The sequence below is a fragment of the Bittarella massiliensis (ex Durand et al. 2017) genome (assembly GCF_017566145.1).
GTDB classification, from domain to species: Bacteria; Bacillota; Clostridia; order Oscillospirales; family Ruminococcaceae; genus Bittarella; species Bittarella massiliensis_A.
The window spans coordinates 82,688-100,603 of sequence record NZ_JABFCL010000005.1; the positions used below are offsets into that span (position 1 = coordinate 82,688).

Here is a 17,916-nt window from a genome sequence, read left to right on the forward strand (position 1 = left end):
GAGGAGAGATCTTTTTGATCACCTTTGCGATTTCCCTTGCCCTGCTGGTGGGCGGCTATTTCCTATATGGCAGGCTGGCGGAGCGGGTCTTCAGACCCGATGACCGGCCCACCCCGGCCACGGCCCTGGCCGATGGGGTGGACTACGTGGAGATGCCCACCTGGAAGGTGTTTTTAATCCAGCTGCTCAATATCGCCGGTACCGGCCCTATCTTCGGCGCATTGATGGGGGCGGTGTTCGGCCCGGTGGTCTTTCTCTGGATTGTATTTGGCTGCATCCTGGGGGGCACGGTACACGATTACTTCACCGGGATGATTTCGGTTCGCTTGGGGGGCGCGAGTGTCTCCGAGATGGTGGGCCGCTATCTGGGTGCGGGAATGAAGCAAGTCATGCGGGTCTTTTCCGTGCTTCTGTTGGTACTGGTGGGGGCGGTCTTTGTTACCAGTCCGGCCGCCCTCATCGCCATGCTCACCCCCGCCCAGCTGGGCACCCCCTTCTGGGTGGCAGTTATCCTGCTGTACTACCTGCTGGCCACCCTGCTGCCCATCGACAAGCTCATCGGCCGGCTCTACCCGGTGTTTGGGGTGGTGCTGTTGGTGATGGTGGCCGGCATTGCCGGGGGACTGGTTTGGCAGGGGTATGCCCTACCAGAGCTCACCCTGCAAAACCTCCACCCGGATGGGACCCCTGTCTGGCCCTACCTGTTTGTCACCGTGGCCTGCGGGGCGGTTTCCGGTTTTCACGCCACCCAGTCTCCCATGATGGCCCGCTGTCTGAAGCGCGAGCGGGATGGCCGCAAGGTCTTCTACGGCGCCATGGTCTCCGAAGGCGTGATCGCCCTGATTTGGGCGGCGGCGGGGGTGGCCTTTTACGGGGCCACCGGCGGTTTGCAAAACGCCCTGGCCTCGCTGGGCCAGTCCGGGGTGGGATATGAAATTGCCACCTCCCTGCTGGGAGTTGTAGGGGGCGTTCTGGCGGTGGTGGGGGTGGTGGCCTGTCCCATCACTTCGGGGGACACGGCCTTTCGCAGTGCCCGGCTCACCCTGGCCGACTGGTTTCACCTGGACCAGAGCAAAATCGGCAAGCGGCTCCTTCTCACCGTCCCCCTTTTGGCGGCAGGGGCGATGCTGACCCAGCTTAACTTCGACATGGTCTGGCGGTACTTCTCCTGGGCCAACCAGACCCTTGCCATGATTGCCCTCTGGGCGGCGGCGGTGTATATCAGCCGGGAGCGGCCCGGTGCGGCCTGTCTGTTGGCAGCGCTGCCCGCCCTTTTCATGTCCGGGGTGAGCGGCACCTACATCCTCATGGCCAAGGAGGGGCTGCGCCTGGCCCCGGCCCTTGCCTACCCTCTGGGGGCAGCCTTCGCCCTCCTCTGCGGGGCCGCCTTTGTACTGGCCCTCCGGCGGCATCGCCGGCGCGCGCGATAGCCTCCTTGTCCCCGTTTGTCGTCCCTCGAGTTGCTGTCGGACGCCGATCCGGTTCCCGACGCGGGCGCGGGGAGACCCCCGTCCCCGAAAAAGACCCTCTGTGCCGGCGCGGCAGTGCTGGCCCTCGGGCGGCGGATAGCCCTCGCGCCACCGCCGCGGCAGAAAAAAGGTACCCGGAACACCAAGGCGGTGTTCCGGGTACCCTTGCTTTTGGCGGGAGGAGGGCTCACTGCCCCAGCCGCCGCGCGATCTCCTCCACCATCTCGTCGCAGTAGAGGATGCGCTCGCCGATCTGCAGCTCTTTGGCCAGTTCGCCGATGGCGGTCTTGCGGATGCGGGAGGTGCGCACCACCTCTTCATTCCAGAAGATGTCGCGGGCGCTGCCGTCGGCGATGATCTGCTTTTGGGCCATGGCCACCACCCGGTCGAAGTTGTCGGCCACGAATTCCATGTCGTGGGTGATGGTGATGACGCTGCGCCCCTCGGCCTGCAGGGCGTCGATCAGGTGGGAGAGGATGGCGATCCCCTCTGCGTCCTGCCCGGCGGTGGGCTCGTCGAGGATGAGGTAGGGGGTCTCGGTGGCCAGGATGGCGGCGATGGCCACGAATTTGCGGGTGGAGTAGGGGATGTCAAAGGGGTTTTTCTTGAGGTATTTGGCGATGCCGGTGAGCTCGACCGCCCGCTCCACCCGGCGCTTGACCTCCTTTTCCTCCATCTTCAGGTAGCGGGGCATGTACTCGATCTCGGCGATGACGCTCTTGTTGAAAATCTGGTCGTCGGGATTTTGAAAGACATAGCCCACATAGGTGGAAATCTGGGCGGTGGTCTTCTCCTTGGTGTTGACCCCGTCGACGATGACGTCGCCGCCCGAGGGCTTGTGCAGCCCGTTCATCATCTTGACGGCGGTGGTCTTGCCGGCCCCGTTCTGGCCGACGATCCCCACCTTTTCGCCGCTCTCGATGACCAGGTTCAGGTGCTCAACGGCGGTGTAGCCGTTGGGGTAGGTAAAGGACGCGTCCTTCAGTTCAATAGCCATCAGCTCTCTCCCCCCAATCTCTCTTCAATGGCCGCGATGGCGTCTTTTTGGGTGATGGGGATGCGCCCCAGGCCGATGCCCCTTTCCTGCAGCCGGCTGCCCAGCAGCGCCACCTGGGGAATCTGCGCGCCGTGTTCCAGGAGGGCGGGGTTTTGCAGCACCTCCTGCGCGGGGCCCTGAAAGGCCACCTGGGCCTTTTCCAGCACCACGATCTCGTCGGCGTACTCGGCCAACAGGTCGATCTTGTGCTCGACGAGGAGCACCGTCTTCCCCTGCTCCTTGAGCAGCTGGATGATGGCGAAGACGTCGGCGGTCCCCTCGGGGTCGAGCTGGGAGGTGGGTTCGTCGATGACCAGGGTGTCGGAGTCCATGGCGATGATGGCGGCAAAGGCCACCCGCTGCCGCTGCCCGCCGGAGAGGGCGTTGGGGTCGCGCTTGATGAGGTCCTCGATCTTCAGCAGCTTGCAGACGCGAATGACCCGCTCGATCATCTCGTCCTTGGGGATGCCCAGGTTTTCAAGGCCCAGGGCGATCTCTTCAAAAACGGTCTCTTTGACACCGCTGATCTGGGTAAAGGGATTTTGAAAGACATAGCCGATCTGGGTGGCCAGCTGGTCGGTGTCCCACTTTTTGACATTGGTGCCGTCGATGATCGTCTTGCCGGTGAGGGAGCCGCCGTAGAAGTGGGGGACCAGCCCCCGCACCAGGTTGCACAGGGTGGTTTTGCCGGCCCCGTTCTGGCCGATGATGCCGTAAAATTTCCCCTTTTCAAAGGTCAGGTCCACATGCTTGAGGGCAAAGGTCTTGGCCAGGGGGTATTTGTAGGAGACGTCTTGTAAGGTGATAAAACTCATAGCCAGATAACCCTCCCCACAATGACCGCCACAAGGGCGAGATCGATGAGAATGATGACCGCCTTTTCGGCAGCCGGGGTCTTGCGCAGTTCCCGCAAGAAGGTGTGTTTCACCGGGGCGGAGAAGGCGCGGGCGTCCATGGCGATGGACTTCTCCTCGGTGTTGGAGATGGCCCCCAGCACCAGCGGCCCAATGATGGGGATGAAGGCCTTCATCCGGCTGATGAGGCCGCCCTCGGTCTCAATGCCGCGGGCCTTCTGGGAGTCCATGATGACCTTGGAGCTCTCCCCCAAGTCGGTGATGGCCTGCATGGAGGCCAGGCAGATGTAAGAGGTCTCGTGAGAGACGCCGACGCGCTCGAGGGAGTACATCAAATCGCGCATGGGGGTGATGTTGTAAAAGAGGATGACCGCCGCACAGAAGGCGACCACCGTGCCCGCCACCCGCAGGCCGTAGAAGATGCTCTCCACGCTCACGTGGATATTGCCCCAGGAAAAGAGGATGGTGGAGCCCTCGGTGAACATGGCGCGCATCAAAAAGAGGATGGCCCCCACCAGCAAAAAAACCTTGTAAAACATCTTGAAGAAGGGGCCAAACTTCCCGGCGCTGGCCGCCAGGATCAGGTAGCCCGCCATCATGGCGTAGCCGATCCACCAGTAGGGGAGGATAAAGCCCACGGCCGCCATCACGGCGCAGAAGTTGAGTTTGTTGAGGGGATTGACATCCATCAGCCAGTTTTTATAGAGCTGGGGATTTTTAAAGGAATAGGCAAAATCCAGATCCAAACCGATCCACTCCTTTGTGTTGAAAATGGGGGTGTCTTGGGAAAAGGGACAGGCCGCTGCTCACCCAGCGGCCTGTCTTTTTTGCAGTCGAGGTTGGGGAGGGAGAGGGGACTCTAGAGGGTCTCTTCCTCTTCGTCGTCGTCCTCCCCGGCTCCGCTGGCACCGATGTAGACGTGGCCGAGCGGCAGCTTGGTGAGGAAGCGGTTGGGCATGCTCTTGAGGATGATGAAGACGATGATCACCGTGGGGATCTTGTCGAGCAAGTCGGCAAAGGCCTCAGAGGCAAAGCAGGCGGGAGCGACCGACCAGCCGGCCGCGACCAGGGCACCGGTAATGAGGCCGGTGGCGTTGGCGCCGTAGCCGCCCAGGAAGATGATGGTGATGCAGGGGCCGATGACGCCGCCGATAAAGCCGAAGACCAGGGCAGACAGCAGGGTTTTCCACAGGCTCTTAAAGATGCCGAGCTTGGAGAACCAACCGGCCACAAAGCCGAAGGCCACGTTGAGCACCGCGTAGTAGAGGGTGGTCGGCGAGGTGATGGCGTTGAGCAGGTTGGTGATGAGACCGACCAGGGCGCCGGGGACGCCGCCGCAGAGCGCGCCCACCACAATGGTGCCAATGGCGTCCAGATAGAGCGGCAGTTTGAGCAGAATGGCGATCTGCCCACCCACGAAGTTGACTGCAATGCCGATGGGAATTAAGAAGATGACCAGTTTGTTCATTTTTTTCATGGATGCGTACCTCCTCAAAAGTTGTGATCCGTTCGGCCTGCCAAACAAGGCGGGAAACGACCTCGACAAGCGCTTCCCTCTTGTTAACAAACTGTAAATACCACTACCCACAGTATAGTGGTGGTCAACAAAAAAATCAATCATTTTCTTTTATTTTATCGAAATTACCAAAAAATCAAAAGCGGTTTTGACAAGGTGGAGGGTTCTTTTTTCGCGCTTTTCCCCGGTGCAGCCCGCCGGTGCGCACCGGGAGGGGGGGGCAGGGGAAAGGCGGGGACGGCGCGGCCTTGACAATCGGCCCCAAATGGGGTACACTGACACCGGGAAATCCGCTGGTTTTCCGATTGATTGTCACAAGGGGGAGGACCTTGCTATGCTGCTTGCGCTCAATGTGGGCAATACCGCCATCTCGGCCGGGGCGTTCGCGGGGGAGGAGCTGCGCTTTGTCGCGCAGACCGCCACCCGCAAGGGCGCAACCGCCTTTGATCTGGCCCTGCACATCCGCCAGGCGCTGGCCCTGGCCGGCGGGGGGGAGAAGCCCTTTGCAGGGGCGATCCTCTCCTGCGTGGTGCCCTCGCTGCGCCAGGCGGCGGCCGAGGCGGCCGCCCTGCTGGTGAAACCGGGGGGGCGCAGGTTGGTGTTGGGACCCGGCGTCAAGACGGGCCTTGACATCCGCACCCAGAACCCGGCGGCCACCGGCAGCGACCTGGTGGCCCTGGCGGTGGGGGCGCTGACCCTGGCAGGGGGGCCCTGTGCGGCCTTCTCCCTGGGGACGGCCACCGCCGCCGTGGCCCTGGGGGAGGGCGGCACCCTGCGGGGCACCGCTGTGATGCCCGGCCTGGCCCTCTCGCTGGAGGCCCTGCGGGAGAGGGCGGCCTGCCTGCCGGAGATCGCCCTGGAGGGGGGCTTTGCGCCCCCCCTGGGAAGCGACACGGTGGGGGCCATGCGGGGCGGCCTGCTCCACGGCCACGCCGCCATGCTCGACGGGATGGCCGGCCGGCTGCAGGAGGCGCTGGGGGGAGATTGCCCCCTCTACCTCTGCGGGCGGTGGGCAGCCCTGGTGCAGCCCTACTGCCGGGCGCCCTTCCTCTTAAAAGAGCACCTGCTGCTGCGGGGCCTTGCGGCCATCTATCGGAAAAATACAGCGGAGCGCCGGGGCGGCGAATAACCCCGGCCCTCTTTTCCCAGAATATGCGCTGTATCCCGCCCTTCATGCGGGAACGGCAGCAGGAGGAATGCGCTGTGTCAAAAACGAGACAAAAAACAACCGTCCTGGTACAGATGGCGCTGCTGGCCGCACTGATTGCGGTGTTGTCGGCGGTGCCCTGGCTGGGCTACATCAACCTGGGGTTCATCAACGCCACCACCGTCCACATCCCGGTGATCGTCGGGGGGATTCTGCTGGGCCCCAAGGCCGGCGGGGTGCTGGGGGGATTTTTCGGGCTCACCAGCCTGCTGAAAAATACCTTTCAGCCCAACTTGAGCAGCTTTGTCTTCTCCCCCTTCTACGGGGTGGGGGAGACCCGCGGCAACCTGTGGAGCCTGGTGATCTGCCTGGTCCCCCGCATCCTCATCGGGGTGGTGGCGGGGCTGTGCTACCGGGCCATCGCCCGGGGCGGCCGGCGAAAGACGGCGGCCATGGCCCTGGCGGCGGTGGCGGGCTCCCTCTGCAACACCCTGCTGGTGATGGGGGGGATCTACCTCTTTTTCGGCCCGGCCTACGCGGCGGCCCAGGGGGTGGCTTACAGCGCCCTCTTCGGGTGGATCGCCGCCCTGGTGGGGACCGTGGGGGTGCCGGAAGCCCTGGTGGCGGCCATTCTCTCCACCGCGGTCTGTAGGCCCCTGCTGGCGTTGCGGGGGCGGGGCAGTCCCCAGGCCGGTTGAGAAAAGAGAACAATTTAGACAAAGGCCCCCGGCACAGTCGCTGTGCCGGGGGCCTTTTGCGGGAAGGGGGACGCCGCTGCCGCGCCGATACCCGGGTGTGCGGTTGCCCGGCGCGCCGCGCACACAGGTGACCTAGCTGTCCGGGGGCGGGATGCCGCCCCCCTTTTTCCGCATTTCAATGATATAGAAAAAAGCATAAGACCTACCCCTGTTTGAACCGGACCAAAGGCAGGGGCCTTTTTTGTCCACGGGCGGGGCGGGGGAACCTTTTTCCAGGTGAAAAAAGATATTGACAACTGTGCTGATTGTATATATACTGTATATACAATATATCGATATATTCTGTGTTTGAGGTGACCCATGGACATCATCATCCAAAATTCCAGCGACAAACCCATCTACCAGCAGATTGTCGACCAGATCAAGGACAGGGTTTTGACCGGGGTCTTACAGCCGGGGGAGGCGCTGCCCTCCATGCGGCTGCTGGCCCGGGAGCTGAAGATCAGCGTGATCACCACCAAGCGCGCCTACGAGGAGCTGGAGCGGGAGGGATTCCTCACCACCCAACCCGGGCGGGGCAGCTTTGTGGCCGAAAAAAACCTGGAATTCGCCCGGGAGGAGCGGATGCGCGCCCTGGAGGAGAGCTTGGCCAAAGCCGTCGAGCTGGCCCGGGGCTGCGGCGTGTCGGAGCGGGAGTTGGTACAGCTGGTGACATTGCTTTACAGCGGAGAGTGAGAGTGCGATGACGCAAAATTGTTTGGAACTGCGCGGGGTTGGCAAGAGCTACGGCTCCTTTGCCCTGCGGGACATAAATTTGAGTGTGCCCAAGGGCTGTATCATGGGCCTGGTGGGGCAAAACGGCGCGGGCAAAACCACCCTGCTCAAGTTGATTTTAAACCTGATCGCCCGGGACAGCGGCGAGATCTCGGTGCTGGGGATGGACAACCAAAAAGAGGAGATGGCCATCAAGCGGCAGCTGGGGGTGGTGATGGACGAGAGCGCCTTTCACGACTTTTTGACCCCGCAAAGGGTCTCCAAGATCATGGCGGGCATCTACCCCAACTGGGACGAGGGGCAGTTTGCCGGCTACCTGCAGCGCTTCGGCCTGCGGCCGGGAGAGTCCATCAAGAACTTTTCCCGGGGAATGAAGGCAAAGCTCTCCATCGCCGCGGCCTTGAGCCACGCGCCCCAGCTGCTGCTGCTCGACGAGCCCACCAGCGGCCTGGACCCGGTGGTGCGCGACGAGATACTGGACATCTTTGCCGAGTTCATCGGCGACGGGGAGCGCTCGATCCTCATCTCCTCCCACATCACCAGCGATCTGGAGCGGGTGGCCGACTACATCGCCCTGCTGGACGAGGGCCAACTGATTTTTTGTGAGGAGAAGGACGCCCTTCTCTACGGTTACAGCGTGCTCAAGGGCACCCGGGAACAGCTGGAGCGGCTGGAGCGCAGTGAACTCATCGGCCTGCGGGAGACCAGTTTTGGCTTTGACGCGCTGGTGGAGCGCAGCGAGGAAAACCGCCGCCGCTTTGAGGGGCTGGTCTTTGACCGCTGTTCTCTGGAGGAAATGGTACTCTATTTTATAAGGGGGAAGAAGAGATGAGGGGACTGTTGCTCAAGGATTTCTGCATCTTCGGCAAATCGGCCAAGTTTTACATCCTCTACCTGATCGGGATGGCGGCGCTGGGGTTGGGGATGAGCAGCTCTGCCTTCATCATCGGGATCATGGTGATGATGCTCTCCATCCTCTGTATCACCACCTTCTCCTACGACGACCTGGCCCGCTGGCCGGCCTATGTCGCCGCGCTGCCGGTGAGCCGGAACAAGGTGGTGCTCTCCAAGTACGCGCTGGGGGTGGGAATGCCCCTGCTGGGGGGTGTGATCGCCTTCCTCATCACCGTCGGGTACTCCTTTATCCGCCCGGAAAACATGGTGGAGAACGCCATGGCGGCGGGGCTGACCGCCTGCGTCGGGGTGCTTTTCAATCTGCTTTTGCTGCCGCCCACCTTTAAGTGGGGGGCGGAGAAGAGCCGCATCATCCTCTATGCGGCCATGGCCGCCGTCTTTGCCGTCACCTTTCTGGCGGAAAAGTTTGCCGCCCTCAAACTGCCCGCCCTGCCGCAGCTGCCGGCGGGGCTCTGGGTGGGACTGCTCGCCGCCGCGATGGTAGGGCTGGCCCTGATCTCCTATGGGGTCTCCTGCCGCATCTACGCCAAAAAAGAATTCTAGAGAACCGGGTGAAAGGGGCGCGCCCTCTTCCGCAAGGGAGGGGAGCCGCCCTTTTTTGTCGTCTAAAAAGGGGAAAAAACAAAAGGTCAGAAAAAGTCAAAAATATTTTTGTGGCGTTCATAATTTGTACACAGAAATCGGGTATATTGTGTTTAGCACTCAAGAAGATAGACTGCTAATAAGTTGAAAAGAATGGGAGGGTGGTTCCAATGAACGCCAACAAACTGACACAGAAATCGCTGGAAGCGGTGCAGACCGCCCAGAGCCTGGCCATAGAGCACAGCAATGTGCAAATCGAGCAGGAGCACCTGGTTTCGGCCCTGCTGGAACAGCCTGAGGGGCTGATCCCCGCCCTTGTCAAAAAGATGGGCTGCGACCTGGAGGCCCTGCGCGCCGCCCTGCGCCAGCGCATCGAGGGGATGCCCGGCGTCTCGGGCCCCGGGCGGGAGCCGGACAAAATCTACGTCTCGCAGGAGGTGGACCAGGCCCTGGTGCAGGCCGAGGCCGAGGCGGGGCGGATGCAGGACGAGTACGTCTCGGTGGAGCACCTGTTGCTGGGGCTGTTGGAGCGGCCCAGCGCCGCCATGCGGGAAATTTGGAGCCGATTTGGGGTACAGAAGGACAGCTTCCTGGCCGCCCTGTCGTCGGTGCGGGGGAATACCCGGGTCACCAGCGACACCCCGGAGGAGACCTATGACGCCCTGAAAAAGTACGGGCAGGACCTGGTGGAGCTGGCCCGCGCCCAGAAGCTGGACCCAGTCATCGGCCGGGACGCGGAGATCCGCAACGCCATCCGCATCCTCTCGCGCAAGACCAAGAACAACCCGGTCCTCATCGGCGAACCCGGCGTGGGCAAGACCGCCATTGCCGAAGGGCTGGCCCTGCGCATTGCCCGGGGGGATGTGCCCGACAACTTAAAAGACCGCAAGCTCTTCTCCTTGGACATGGGGTCCCTGGTGGCAGGGGCCAAGTTCCGGGGCGAGTTTGAGGAGCGGCTGAAGGCCGTTTTGGGAGAGGTGAAGAAGAGCGAGGGGCGGATCATCCTCTTCATCGACGAGCTGCACACCATTGTGGGGGCGGGCAAGACCGAGGGCTCCATGGATGCGGGCAACCTCTTGAAGCCGATGCTGGCGCGGGGCGAACTGCACTGCATTGGCGCCACCACCCTGGACGAGTACCGCCAGTACATCGAAAAGGACCCGGCGCTGGAGCGCAGGTTCCAGCCGGTGATGGTGGAGGAGCCGGACGTGGAGGACACCATCTCCATCCTCCGGGGGCTCAAGGAGCGCTACGAGGTATTTCACGGGGTGAAGATTCAGGACGCCGCCCTCATCGCCGCGGCCACCCTCTCCAACCGCTACATCACCGACCGCTTCCTGCCGGACAAGGCCATCGACTTGGTGGACGAGGCCTGCGCCATGGTGCGCACCGAGATCGACTCGATGCCCGCCGAACTGGACGAGATCTCCCGCCGGATCATGCAGTATGAGATCGAGGAGGCGGCCCTGAAGAAGGAGACCGACCGCCTCTCCCAGGAGCACCTGGCGGAGATTCAAAAGGAGCTGGCCGACCTGCGGGCCCAGTTCAAGGAGATGAAGGCCAAGTGGGAGAACGAGAAGAGCGCCATCTCCAAGGTGCAGAACCTGCGCGCTGAGATCGAGCAGGTGGGCGCCGAGATCGAGCAGGCGGAGCGGCAGTACGATTTGAACCGGGCCGCCGAGCTGAAATACGGGCGGCTGCCCGGCCTGAAAAAGGAGCTGGAAGAGGAGGAGAAGATCGCCGAGCAGGGCCAGAAGGGGGCGGGCAGCCTGCTGCGCGACCGGGTCACCGACGAGGAGATCGCCAAGATCGTCGGCCGCTGGACCGGGATCCCCGTCTCCCGGCTGGTGGAGGGGGAGCGCGACAAGTTGCTGCGGCTGCCCGAGGAGCTGCACCGCCGGGTGGTGGGGCAGGACGAGGCGGTGGAGAAGGTCTCCGAGGCCATCCTCCGCTCCCGGGCGGGGATCCAGGACCCGAACCGCCCCATCGGCTCCTTCCTCTTTTTGGGGCCCACCGGCGTGGGCAAGACCGAGCTGGCCAAGGCCCTGGCACAGGCCCTGTTTGACGACGAGCGCAGCATGGTGCGCATCGACATGACCGAGTACATGGAGAAGTTTGCCGTCTCCCGCCTCATCGGCGCGCCTCCGGGCTATGTGGGCTACGAGGAGGGGGGCCAGCTGACCGAGCAGGTGCGCCGCCACCCGTACAGCGTCATCCTCTTTGACGAGATGGAGAAGGCCCACCCCGACGTCTTCAACATCCTCTTGCAGGTGCTCGACGACGGGCGGATCACCGACTCCCAGGGGCGGACGGTGGACTTTAAAAACACCATCATCATCCTCACCTCCAACCTGGGCTCCGGCGCGATTTTGGAGGGGATCGGCCCCGACGGGCAGATCTCCGAGGGCGCCAAGGAGGAGGTAAACGGGATGCTGCGCCGCCAGTTCCGGCCCGAGTTCCTCAACCGGCTGGACGAGATCGTCTTCTACAAACCCCTCACCAGGGAGGAGATCGCCGGCATTGTGGAGCTGCAGATCGCAGACCTGCGCCGCCGGCTGGCGGACAAACAGCTGTCGGTGGAGCTGACCGCCGCTGCCAAGGAGTACGTGGTGGCCCAGGGGTATGACCCGGTCTACGGCGCCAGGCCCCTCAAGCGCTTCATCCAGAGCAAGGTGGAGACCCTGATCGCCCGGCTGATCATCCGCGCCGAGCTGGCGCCCCGCACCACCATCGCGGTGGACTACGACGGCTGCCAGCTGACCGCCGAGCCCAAGGGCGAGTTGCAGGCGCTCTGATTTTTTGGCAGGCGGGGAGGGGCCCGGCAGCGGGTGCGAGAGCGCCGAGGCCGGGCCCCTTTGCCGCGGTAAAAATCATTTGGAAAAAAGAGGGCGGCCGTGCTATACTGAAACACAGAGATGTGGGGACAGGCCACCCGCCGCCCGGACGGGGCCGCCCACCGCGAGAAGGGAGAGCAGCCTGATGAAAGTTTTGCTGATCAACGGGAGTTCCAATAAGAGCGGGTGCACCTTTACCGCCCTGTCGGAGGTGGCCGCCGCCCTGGAGGGCGAGCAGGTGGAGACCGAGATTTTGCAGCTGGGGGCCGACCCGGTGCGCGACTGCATCGGCTGCGGCGGCTGCCGGAAGATGGAGCGCCGCTGCGTCTTTGACAGCGACGTGGTCAACCGCCTCATCGAAAAGGCCGAGGGGGCCGACGGCTTTGTCTTTGGCACCCCGGTCTACTACGCCCACCCCAGCGGGCGGATCCTCTCGGTGCTGGACCGGGCCTTTTACGCCGGCAGCGCCGCCTTTGCCTACAAGCCGGGGGCGGCTGTGGCCTCGGCCCGCCGGGCGGGAACCACCGCCTCGCTGGACGCGCTCAACAAGTACTTCACCATCGCCAAGATGCCGGTGGTCTCCTCCCAGTACTGGAACATGGTGCACGGCAACACCCCGGAGGAGGTCCGCCAGGACTTAGAGGGACTGCAGATCATGCGCACCCTGGGCCGGAACATGGCCTGGCTGCTGCGCTGCATCGAGGCGGGGAAGGCCGCGGGCGTCAACCCGCCGGCCCCCGAAGCGCCGCTGCGCACCAACTTCATCCGCTAGGTAAAAAGCCGCCAAAAAGGGCGCACCCGAGAGGGTGCGCCCTTTTTTTGTGCGCGGGGGTGCTTAAGTGTCGGCGAAGATGCGGCGGGAGAGGATGGAGAGCCCGGCGGAGAGGAGGGCCGCCGCCAGGAGGATGGCGCCGCCGCCGGCGGGAAACTGCTCGAAGAGGGCGCCGTAGACGGCCTGCCCCAGGGGCTGGGCGCACATGGAGAGGGCGATCATCAGGGCGATGACCTTGCCCACCAGCTGGGGCGGGGCCTCCAGCTGGACGGCGGCCATCATCTGCACGCTGAAGACGGTGGCCAGGGCCATGATGAAGAAGCTGAAGGCGGTGATGAGCCAGAAGCTGACGGCGGGGGAGAGGCCCAGCAGCAAGGGGAGGGCCAGCCCCCCGGCAAAGGCGCTGCAGAGGAGGAGCAGCTGGGGGGAGCGGCGCAGGGTGAGACGGCTGCCCGCCGCGGCGAGAAAGAGGCCGCCGCAGAGGCCGCCCAGGGCCCCGATGCCCTGAAAGAGCCCCAGCATCCGGTCGCTCATCCCCAGGGTGTCCACCACCACCACCGGCAGGCCCACCGTCATCACCGAGGTCATGACCAGGTTGATGGCGGCCACCAGCAGGATGACCTTGGCCAGGAGGGGCTTTTCCCGGCGGATGTAGCGGGTGCTGTCGCGCAGGTCGGCGCGGACGATCTGCAAGGCCCCCGGCCCCTTTTCCCGGGGGGTGAAGGGGATGCGGATAAAGAGCTCCATCACCGCCGAGGCAAAGAAGCAGGCGGCGCTGATGGCGAGGATGGGGAAGATGCCGAAGGCGCCGAAGAGCATCCCCCCCACGATGGGGCCCAGCAGGCCCGAGAGGGAGGAAATCTGGTTGATGACCGCCCCGCCCCGCAGCACCTGCTCCCCCTCCACCAGGGCGGGGATGCTGGCCTGCACGGCGGGCTGATAGGTGCCGCTGACGCCGTAGAGGAGCATCAGCGCCACCAGGATGAGGGGGACCAGGGGCAGCCGCCCCAGCCCCAGGTAGACCGAGAGGACCAGCAGGGCGGTGAAGAAGTCCAGCGCCACCATGATATTGCGCTTGTTGACCCGGTCGGCCAGCACCCCGCCCAGAAAGGAGAGGGCGATCATCGGCAGGAAGGAGCAGGCGCTCACCAGCCCGAAGAGGGCCGCCGAGCCGGTTTGGCGCAGCAGGTAGAGGGGGAGGGCGAAGCGGAGGATGGCGTTGCCGAAGAGGGAGATGATCTGGCCGATCGCCACCAGGGCGAAGTCGCGGTGAAAGAGTTTGGGGGGAGATGTTGTTTTCATCGGTGCCTCCTTGTCAGCGGAAAGACGATTTTTAATACCAACCGACGGTATGTATTTTGCGAAAAAAATTTGCTCCGCACAGGAGCAGTTGTTGCGGCCGCTGTGGCCACCGGGGGAGAGCCGCCACTCCCTCCCGGGCGGAGGGGAGGGGCAGTCAGAGGGGGCGCGGGGGGGAAGACCCCTTTACCGGGTCTCTCCTGCGCTGTCTTTGGGGGCGCGAAAGAGGGCGGCGAGGGCCACGTAGTCCTCCTCCAGCTCCCGGTCGATGATGTCCAGCCCCGCGCTCTGGAGCATCCGCGCCAGCAGCTGCACCCGCGCCCGCAGCCGCTCGGGCTGGTCCGGGCGGACAAAGGGGTTGGCCCAGACATTGAGCAGCACGGCAAAGACCTCGGCCAGCTCCCGGGGCTGAACGGCGTTTGGCAGGGAGCCGTCGCGCAGCCCCTCCTCAATGGCCGGCTGGATGAAGTGGGGGGCCACCAGGGAGAACACCTCGTCCAGTTGGGTGATGACAAAGCGGGGGTCGCGCACCGTCTCCAGCACCATGGCCGCCATCGCCTCGTCGCCGGGGTTGTGGCAGGCCGCCGCCAACATGGCCCGCAATTTTTCCCGGCCGCTGCGGGCCGGGTCGTCGCGGATGGCGGTGAAGAGGGCCAGATTGGCCTCGCCAATTCGCTGGCAGACCGCCTCGAAAATTTCTTCCTTGGAGCGAAAGTGGTGGTAGATGGCCCCCTTGGAGAGCCCTCCCAGCTGGTCGATGATGTCCTGGATGGAGGTGTTTTCATACCCCTTTTGGGTGAACAGCCGCTGAGCGGCGTCCAAAATCTTTTTGACTGTCTCCTCCGGGTGCTTGTTCCTGGCCATCTCGTTCACCTCACATACATACCGTCGGTATCTATTGTACGGCAGACAGGGGGGCGCGTCAAGGGGGGAAGTGGTTTTTTCCTTTTTTCTGCATCTGCCGGCCCCTGCCGGGCGGGGCGATCCGCCGCCGTCCCGGTTTGGCCGCCCCGGTGCAGAGGGGGACGAGCATATTCCCCGCCGCGGGCTGCATAGAGTGGAGAGAAGGGACAAGTCCGTCCCGAAAAATGCAGGAATGTTCACAGGGAGGAATGCGACATGACTTCTATGGCGCCATCGCTCTACTACCGCCGGGGGCTCAACCCGATCCAGGTGGAGCAGGCCCGCCAGCGACACGGCTCCAACGCCCTCACCCAGGGGGAGCGCAGCGGGTTTTTCAAGCAGTTCCTGGCCAGTTTTGGCGACCCCATCATCAAGGTGCTGCTCTGCGCGCTGGCCATCAACATCGTCTTTTTGTTCCGCGACTTCGACTGGTTCGAGACGGTGGGGATCGCGGTGGCCATCTTTTTGGCCACCTTTGTCTCCACCCTTAGCGAGTACGGCAGCGAGTCGGCCTTCATCAAGCTGCAGCAGGACGCCGCCAGCATCCAGTGCCGGGTCCGCCGGGCGGGGATGGCCGCCTCGGTCCCCATCGACGAGGTGGTGGTGGGGGACGTGGTGCTGTTGCAGGCGGGGGAGCGGGTGCCCGCCGACGGGGTGATGGTGGAGGGCAGCCTCCACCTGGACCAGTCCGCCCTCAACGGCGAGAGCGCCGAGGTGGAGAAAAAGCCCGCCGCCGGGGAGGCGGGGAAGGCCGATCTGGCCGCCCCCAACTGGCTGTTTCGGGGGAGCGTGGTCTGCTCGGGCGAGGGGGCCATGGAGGTGCTGGCCGTGGGGGACAAGACCTTCTACGGCGGCATGGCCCGGGAGATGCAGGAGGAGACCCGGGAGAGCCCCCTGCGGCTGCGGCTGGGGGGGCTGGCGAAGATCCTCTCCCGGCTGGGCTACTGCGCCGCCGCCCTGGTGGCCGTCGCCGACCTCTTCAACGCCTTCTTCCTCTCCAACCACTTTGACCCGGCGGCCATCTCGGCCCTCTTTGCCCAGCCCTCACTGGTGTTGGAGCACATTCTGCACGCCGTGACCCTGGCCATCACCGTGGTGGTGGTGGCGGTGCCGGAGGGGCTGCCCATGATGATCACGGTGGTCCTCTCCTCCAACATGCGGCGGATGCTCAAAGACCACGTGCTGGTTCGCAAGCTGGTGGGGATCGAGACCTCCGGCAGCCTGAACATCCTCTTCACCGACAAGACCGGCACCCTCACCCGGGGCCGGTTGGAGGTGACCCACTTCCTCGCCGGGGACGGCAGGGAGTACAAGACCGCCGCCACCCTGCGGGGGCAGAAGGGCCTCTGGCGGCAGGTGGAGGACTGCTGCCGCTACAACAACCAGGCGGTCATCAGCCCCCAGGGCCCCCTGGGGGGCAACGCCACCGATCGGGCGCTGCTGGCCTTCGCCCTGCCCCAGAGCACCAAGGGCGAGGTGCAGGTGGCCCGGCGGGTGCCCTTTGATTCGGCCAACAAGTACGCCGCCGTGACCCTGGAGGACGGGCGCACCTTCGTCAAGGGCGCGCCGGAAAAGCTGCTGGAGAACTGCACCAAGTATGTGGACGGGGAGGGGCGGGCCCGGCCCCTGAGCTCCCTCAAGCTGCTCAAGCTGCGCTGGAGGGAACTGACCGCCCAGGCGGTGCGGGTGCTGGTGCTCTGCCAGAGCGCCGTCCCGGTGGGGGAGGGCGGCGGCCGCTTTTCCGAGCTGACCCTCATCGGGCTGGTGGGCATTCGCGACGAGGTGCGCCCCCAGGCCAAGCAGGCGGTGCGCCAGGCCCAGGCGGCGGGGGTGCAGGTGGTGATGATCACCGGCGATAACCGGGACACCGCCGCCGCCATCGCCCGGGACGTGGGCCTTCTGCGGGAGGCCGCCCCCGGCGCCATCCTCGAGAGCGGGGAACTGGCCGCCATGAGCGACAGCCAGCTCAAAGACGCCCTGCCCGGCATTCGGGTGGTGGCCCGGGCCCTGCCCCAGGACAAGAGCCGCCTGGTCAAGGCCGCCCAGGAGCTGGGTCTGGTGGCGGGGATGACCGGCGACGGCATCAACGACGCCCCAGCCCTGAAAAAGGCCGACGTGGGCTTTGCCATGGGCAGCGGCACCGAGGTGGCCAAAGAGGCCGGCGACATTGTGATCTTGGACGACAACTTCCAGTCCATCACCCGGGCCATCCTCTACGGGCGCACCATCTTCAAGTCCATCCGCAAATTCATCGTCTTTCAGCTGACCATGAACCTCTGTGCCGTGGGGGTCTCGGTCATCGGCCCCTTCATCGGCATCGACACCCCGGTGACGGTGATGCAGATGCTCTGGATCAACATCATCATGGACACCCTGGCCGGGCTGGCCTTTGCCGGCGAGCCCCCCCTGGAAGAGTACATGGAGGAGCCCCCCAAACGGCGGGACGAACCGGTGCTCACCCGCTCCATGGTCCACCAGATCGTCTGCATGGGGGTGTTCACCGTGGGCCTCTGCGTGGCCTTTTTGAAGGTGGACTTCTTCAAGCACCTCTTTCGCATTGAGCGGGGAGAGCAGTACTTTATGACCGCCTTCTTCGCCCTCTTTATCTTCACCGGCATCCTCAACAGCTTCAACGCCCGCACCCCGCGGGTCAACCTCTTTGCCAACCTGGGGGGCAACCGTGCCTTTGTGTTCATCATGGCGGCGGTGGCGGGGGTGCAGCTGCTGCTCATCTACTTTGGCGGCAGTCTCTTTCGGGTGGCGGGACTCACCCTGCGGGAGCTGGCGACGGTGCTCCTCATCGCCACCCTGGTGCTGCCGGTGGACCTGCTGCGCAAGGCGGCCCTGCGCAAAAAGGGGATCGCCCCCGACATTTAAAACGGCTGAAAACGCCCCTTTTTTCATGTGATCTGCGCCGGGGCGGGCGACACCGCGCAGAACAGGAGAAGGCGAACAGGCGATCTGTCGCAAAAAAAGGCTTCAAAATGGTCTCGCGGGAGAAAATGTTTCTCTCGCGGGGCTGTTTTTTGTGCCGAGGGGGGATTTTTGCTCGCTCAAGGGGTATGCAAAGGCGTGTGATCCCCCAAACTGAAAAGGGGAGAAGCGATGGTTAAAGGC

At 64.1% G+C, this 17,916-nt stretch carries 15 protein-coding genes; 9 read left to right on the forward strand and 6 right to left on the reverse strand.

Going from position 1 to position 17,916, the window contains the following annotated elements:
* The first annotated feature begins 14 nt into the window (after positions 1 to 14).
* A complete protein-coding gene (locus HJY11_RS07265; protein ID WP_208075323.1) occupies positions 15 to 1,430 on the forward strand; it encodes a carbon starvation CstA family protein in 1,416 nt (471 codons plus the stop codon).
* A 226-nt stretch (positions 1,431 to 1,656) separates the two neighbouring features.
* Here the strand turns inward: HJY11_RS07265 and HJY11_RS07270 are convergent, their stop codons facing one another.
* The 4 genes from HJY11_RS07270 to HJY11_RS07285 form a co-directional block, all read right to left on the reverse strand.
* Positions 1,657 to 2,466, reverse strand: a complete 810-nt coding sequence (locus HJY11_RS07270; protein WP_208075324.1) for an energy-coupling factor ABC transporter ATP-binding protein — start codon at positions 2,464 to 2,466, stop codon at positions 1,657 to 1,659.
* Positions 2,466 to 3,320: an energy-coupling factor ABC transporter ATP-binding protein gene (locus HJY11_RS07275; RefSeq protein ID WP_208075325.1), complete on the reverse strand. Its 855-nt coding sequence runs from the start codon at positions 3,318 to 3,320 to the stop codon at positions 2,466 to 2,468. Before HJY11_RS07275 ends, HJY11_RS07270 begins: the two co-directional genes overlap by 1 nt.
* Positions 3,317 to 4,105 carry an energy-coupling factor transporter transmembrane component T family protein gene (locus HJY11_RS07280; protein ID WP_243764303.1) on the reverse strand — a complete coding sequence of 263 codons (789 nt, stop codon included), beginning with the start codon at positions 4,103 to 4,105 and terminating at the stop codon, positions 3,317 to 3,319. Before HJY11_RS07280 ends, HJY11_RS07275 begins: the two co-directional genes overlap by 4 nt.
* A 113-nt stretch (positions 4,106 to 4,218) precedes the next feature.
* Entirely contained in the window at positions 4,219 to 4,836 is a 618-nt protein-coding gene (locus HJY11_RS07285; protein WP_208075326.1) for an ECF transporter S component, read from the reverse strand.
* Positions 4,837 to 5,209: 373 nt separating this feature from the next.
* Between HJY11_RS07285 and HJY11_RS07290 the strand changes: the two genes are divergently transcribed.
* The 7 genes from HJY11_RS07290 to HJY11_RS07320 all read left to right on the forward strand — a co-directional run bounded on the left by HJY11_RS07290 (position 5,210) and on the right by HJY11_RS07320 (position 12,597).
* Positions 5,210 to 6,004: a type III pantothenate kinase gene (locus tag HJY11_RS07290; protein ID WP_208075327.1), complete on the forward strand. Its 795-nt coding sequence runs from the start codon at positions 5,210 to 5,212 to the stop codon at positions 6,002 to 6,004.
* Between the two features lie 74 nt (positions 6,005 to 6,078).
* Positions 6,079 to 6,720: an ECF transporter S component gene (locus tag HJY11_RS07295; protein ID WP_368041554.1), complete on the forward strand. Its 642-nt coding sequence runs from the start codon at positions 6,079 to 6,081 to the stop codon at positions 6,718 to 6,720.
* A gap of 360 nt (positions 6,721 to 7,080) precedes the next feature.
* A complete protein-coding gene (locus tag HJY11_RS07300; RefSeq protein WP_208075329.1) occupies positions 7,081 to 7,455 on the forward strand; it encodes a GntR family transcriptional regulator in 375 nt (124 codons plus the stop codon).
* Between the two features lie 7 nt (positions 7,456 to 7,462).
* Entirely contained in the window at positions 7,463 to 8,326 is an 864-nt protein-coding gene (locus HJY11_RS07305; RefSeq protein ID WP_208075330.1) for an ABC transporter ATP-binding protein, read from the forward strand.
* Positions 8,323 to 8,952: an ABC-2 transporter permease gene (locus tag HJY11_RS07310; RefSeq protein ID WP_208075331.1), complete on the forward strand. Its 630-nt coding sequence runs from the start codon at positions 8,323 to 8,325 to the stop codon at positions 8,950 to 8,952. Before HJY11_RS07305 ends, HJY11_RS07310 begins: the two co-directional genes overlap by 4 nt.
* 209 nt (positions 8,953 to 9,161) lie before the next feature.
* Positions 9,162 to 11,786, forward strand: coding sequence for an ATP-dependent chaperone ClpB (gene clpB, locus HJY11_RS07315; protein WP_208075332.1), 2,625 nt, complete (start codon positions 9,162 to 9,164; stop codon positions 11,784 to 11,786).
* Positions 11,787 to 11,970: 184 nt separating this feature from the next.
* The gene (locus tag HJY11_RS07320; protein ID WP_208075333.1) at positions 11,971 to 12,597 is read left to right on the forward strand and encodes a flavodoxin family protein; all 627 of its coding nucleotides are present in this window, start codon (positions 11,971 to 11,973) and stop codon (positions 12,595 to 12,597) included.
* 63 nt (positions 12,598 to 12,660) lie between these two features.
* On the opposite strand, the gene HJY11_RS07325 is transcribed toward HJY11_RS07320, so the two are convergent.
* Both HJY11_RS07325 and HJY11_RS07330 read right to left on the reverse strand, forming a co-directional pair.
* Positions 12,661 to 13,899, reverse strand: a complete 1,239-nt coding sequence (locus tag HJY11_RS07325; RefSeq protein ID WP_208075334.1) for an MFS transporter — start codon at positions 13,897 to 13,899, stop codon at positions 12,661 to 12,663.
* Positions 13,900 to 14,082: 183 nt separating this feature from the next.
* Positions 14,083 to 14,760, reverse strand: coding sequence for a TetR/AcrR family transcriptional regulator (locus tag HJY11_RS07330; protein ID WP_208075335.1), 678 nt, complete (start codon positions 14,758 to 14,760; stop codon positions 14,083 to 14,085).
* A gap of 255 nt (positions 14,761 to 15,015) precedes the next feature.
* Here HJY11_RS07330 and HJY11_RS07335 point away from each other — a divergent pair, with 255 nt between their 5' ends.
* The gene (locus HJY11_RS07335; protein ID WP_243764304.1) at positions 15,016 to 17,676 is read left to right on the forward strand and encodes a calcium-translocating P-type ATPase, PMCA-type; all 2,661 of its coding nucleotides are present in this window, start codon (positions 15,016 to 15,018) and stop codon (positions 17,674 to 17,676) included.
* Positions 17,677 to 17,916 lie beyond the last annotated feature (240 nt).

What these genes read in the sequence shown, in the direction of transcription:
- HJY11_RS07285 (WP_208075326.1), bottom strand. Translation starts at nt 4,836, where the DNA reads ATGAAAAAAATGAACAAACTGGTCATCTTCTTAATTCCCATCGGCATT.
- HJY11_RS07335 (WP_243764304.1), top strand. Translation starts at nt 15,016, where the DNA reads ATGACTTCTATGGCGCCATCGCTCTACTACCGCCGGGGGCTCAACCCG.
- HJY11_RS07290 (WP_208075327.1), top strand. Translation starts at nt 5,210, where the DNA reads ATGCTGCTTGCGCTCAATGTGGGCAATACCGCCATCTCGGCCGGGGCG.
- HJY11_RS07270 (WP_208075324.1), bottom strand. Translation starts at nt 2,466, where the DNA reads ATGGCTATTGAACTGAAGGACGCGTCCTTTACCTACCCCAACGGCTAC.
- HJY11_RS07305 (WP_208075330.1), top strand. Translation starts at nt 7,463, where the DNA reads ATGACGCAAAATTGTTTGGAACTGCGCGGGGTTGGCAAGAGCTACGGC.
- clpB (WP_208075332.1), top strand. Translation starts at nt 9,162, where the DNA reads ATGAACGCCAACAAACTGACACAGAAATCGCTGGAAGCGGTGCAGACC.
- HJY11_RS07325 (WP_208075334.1), bottom strand. Translation starts at nt 13,899, where the DNA reads ATGAAAACAACATCTCCCCCCAAACTCTTTCACCGCGACTTCGCCCTG.
- HJY11_RS07310 (WP_208075331.1), top strand. Translation starts at nt 8,323, where the DNA reads ATGAGGGGACTGTTGCTCAAGGATTTCTGCATCTTCGGCAAATCGGCC.
- HJY11_RS07300 (WP_208075329.1), top strand. Translation starts at nt 7,081, where the DNA reads ATGGACATCATCATCCAAAATTCCAGCGACAAACCCATCTACCAGCAG.
- HJY11_RS07275 (WP_208075325.1), bottom strand. Translation starts at nt 3,320, where the DNA reads ATGAGTTTTATCACCTTACAAGACGTCTCCTACAAATACCCCCTGGCC.
- HJY11_RS07330 (WP_208075335.1), bottom strand. Translation starts at nt 14,760, where the DNA reads ATGGCCAGGAACAAGCACCCGGAGGAGACAGTCAAAAAGATTTTGGAC.
- HJY11_RS07320 (WP_208075333.1), top strand. Translation starts at nt 11,971, where the DNA reads ATGAAAGTTTTGCTGATCAACGGGAGTTCCAATAAGAGCGGGTGCACC.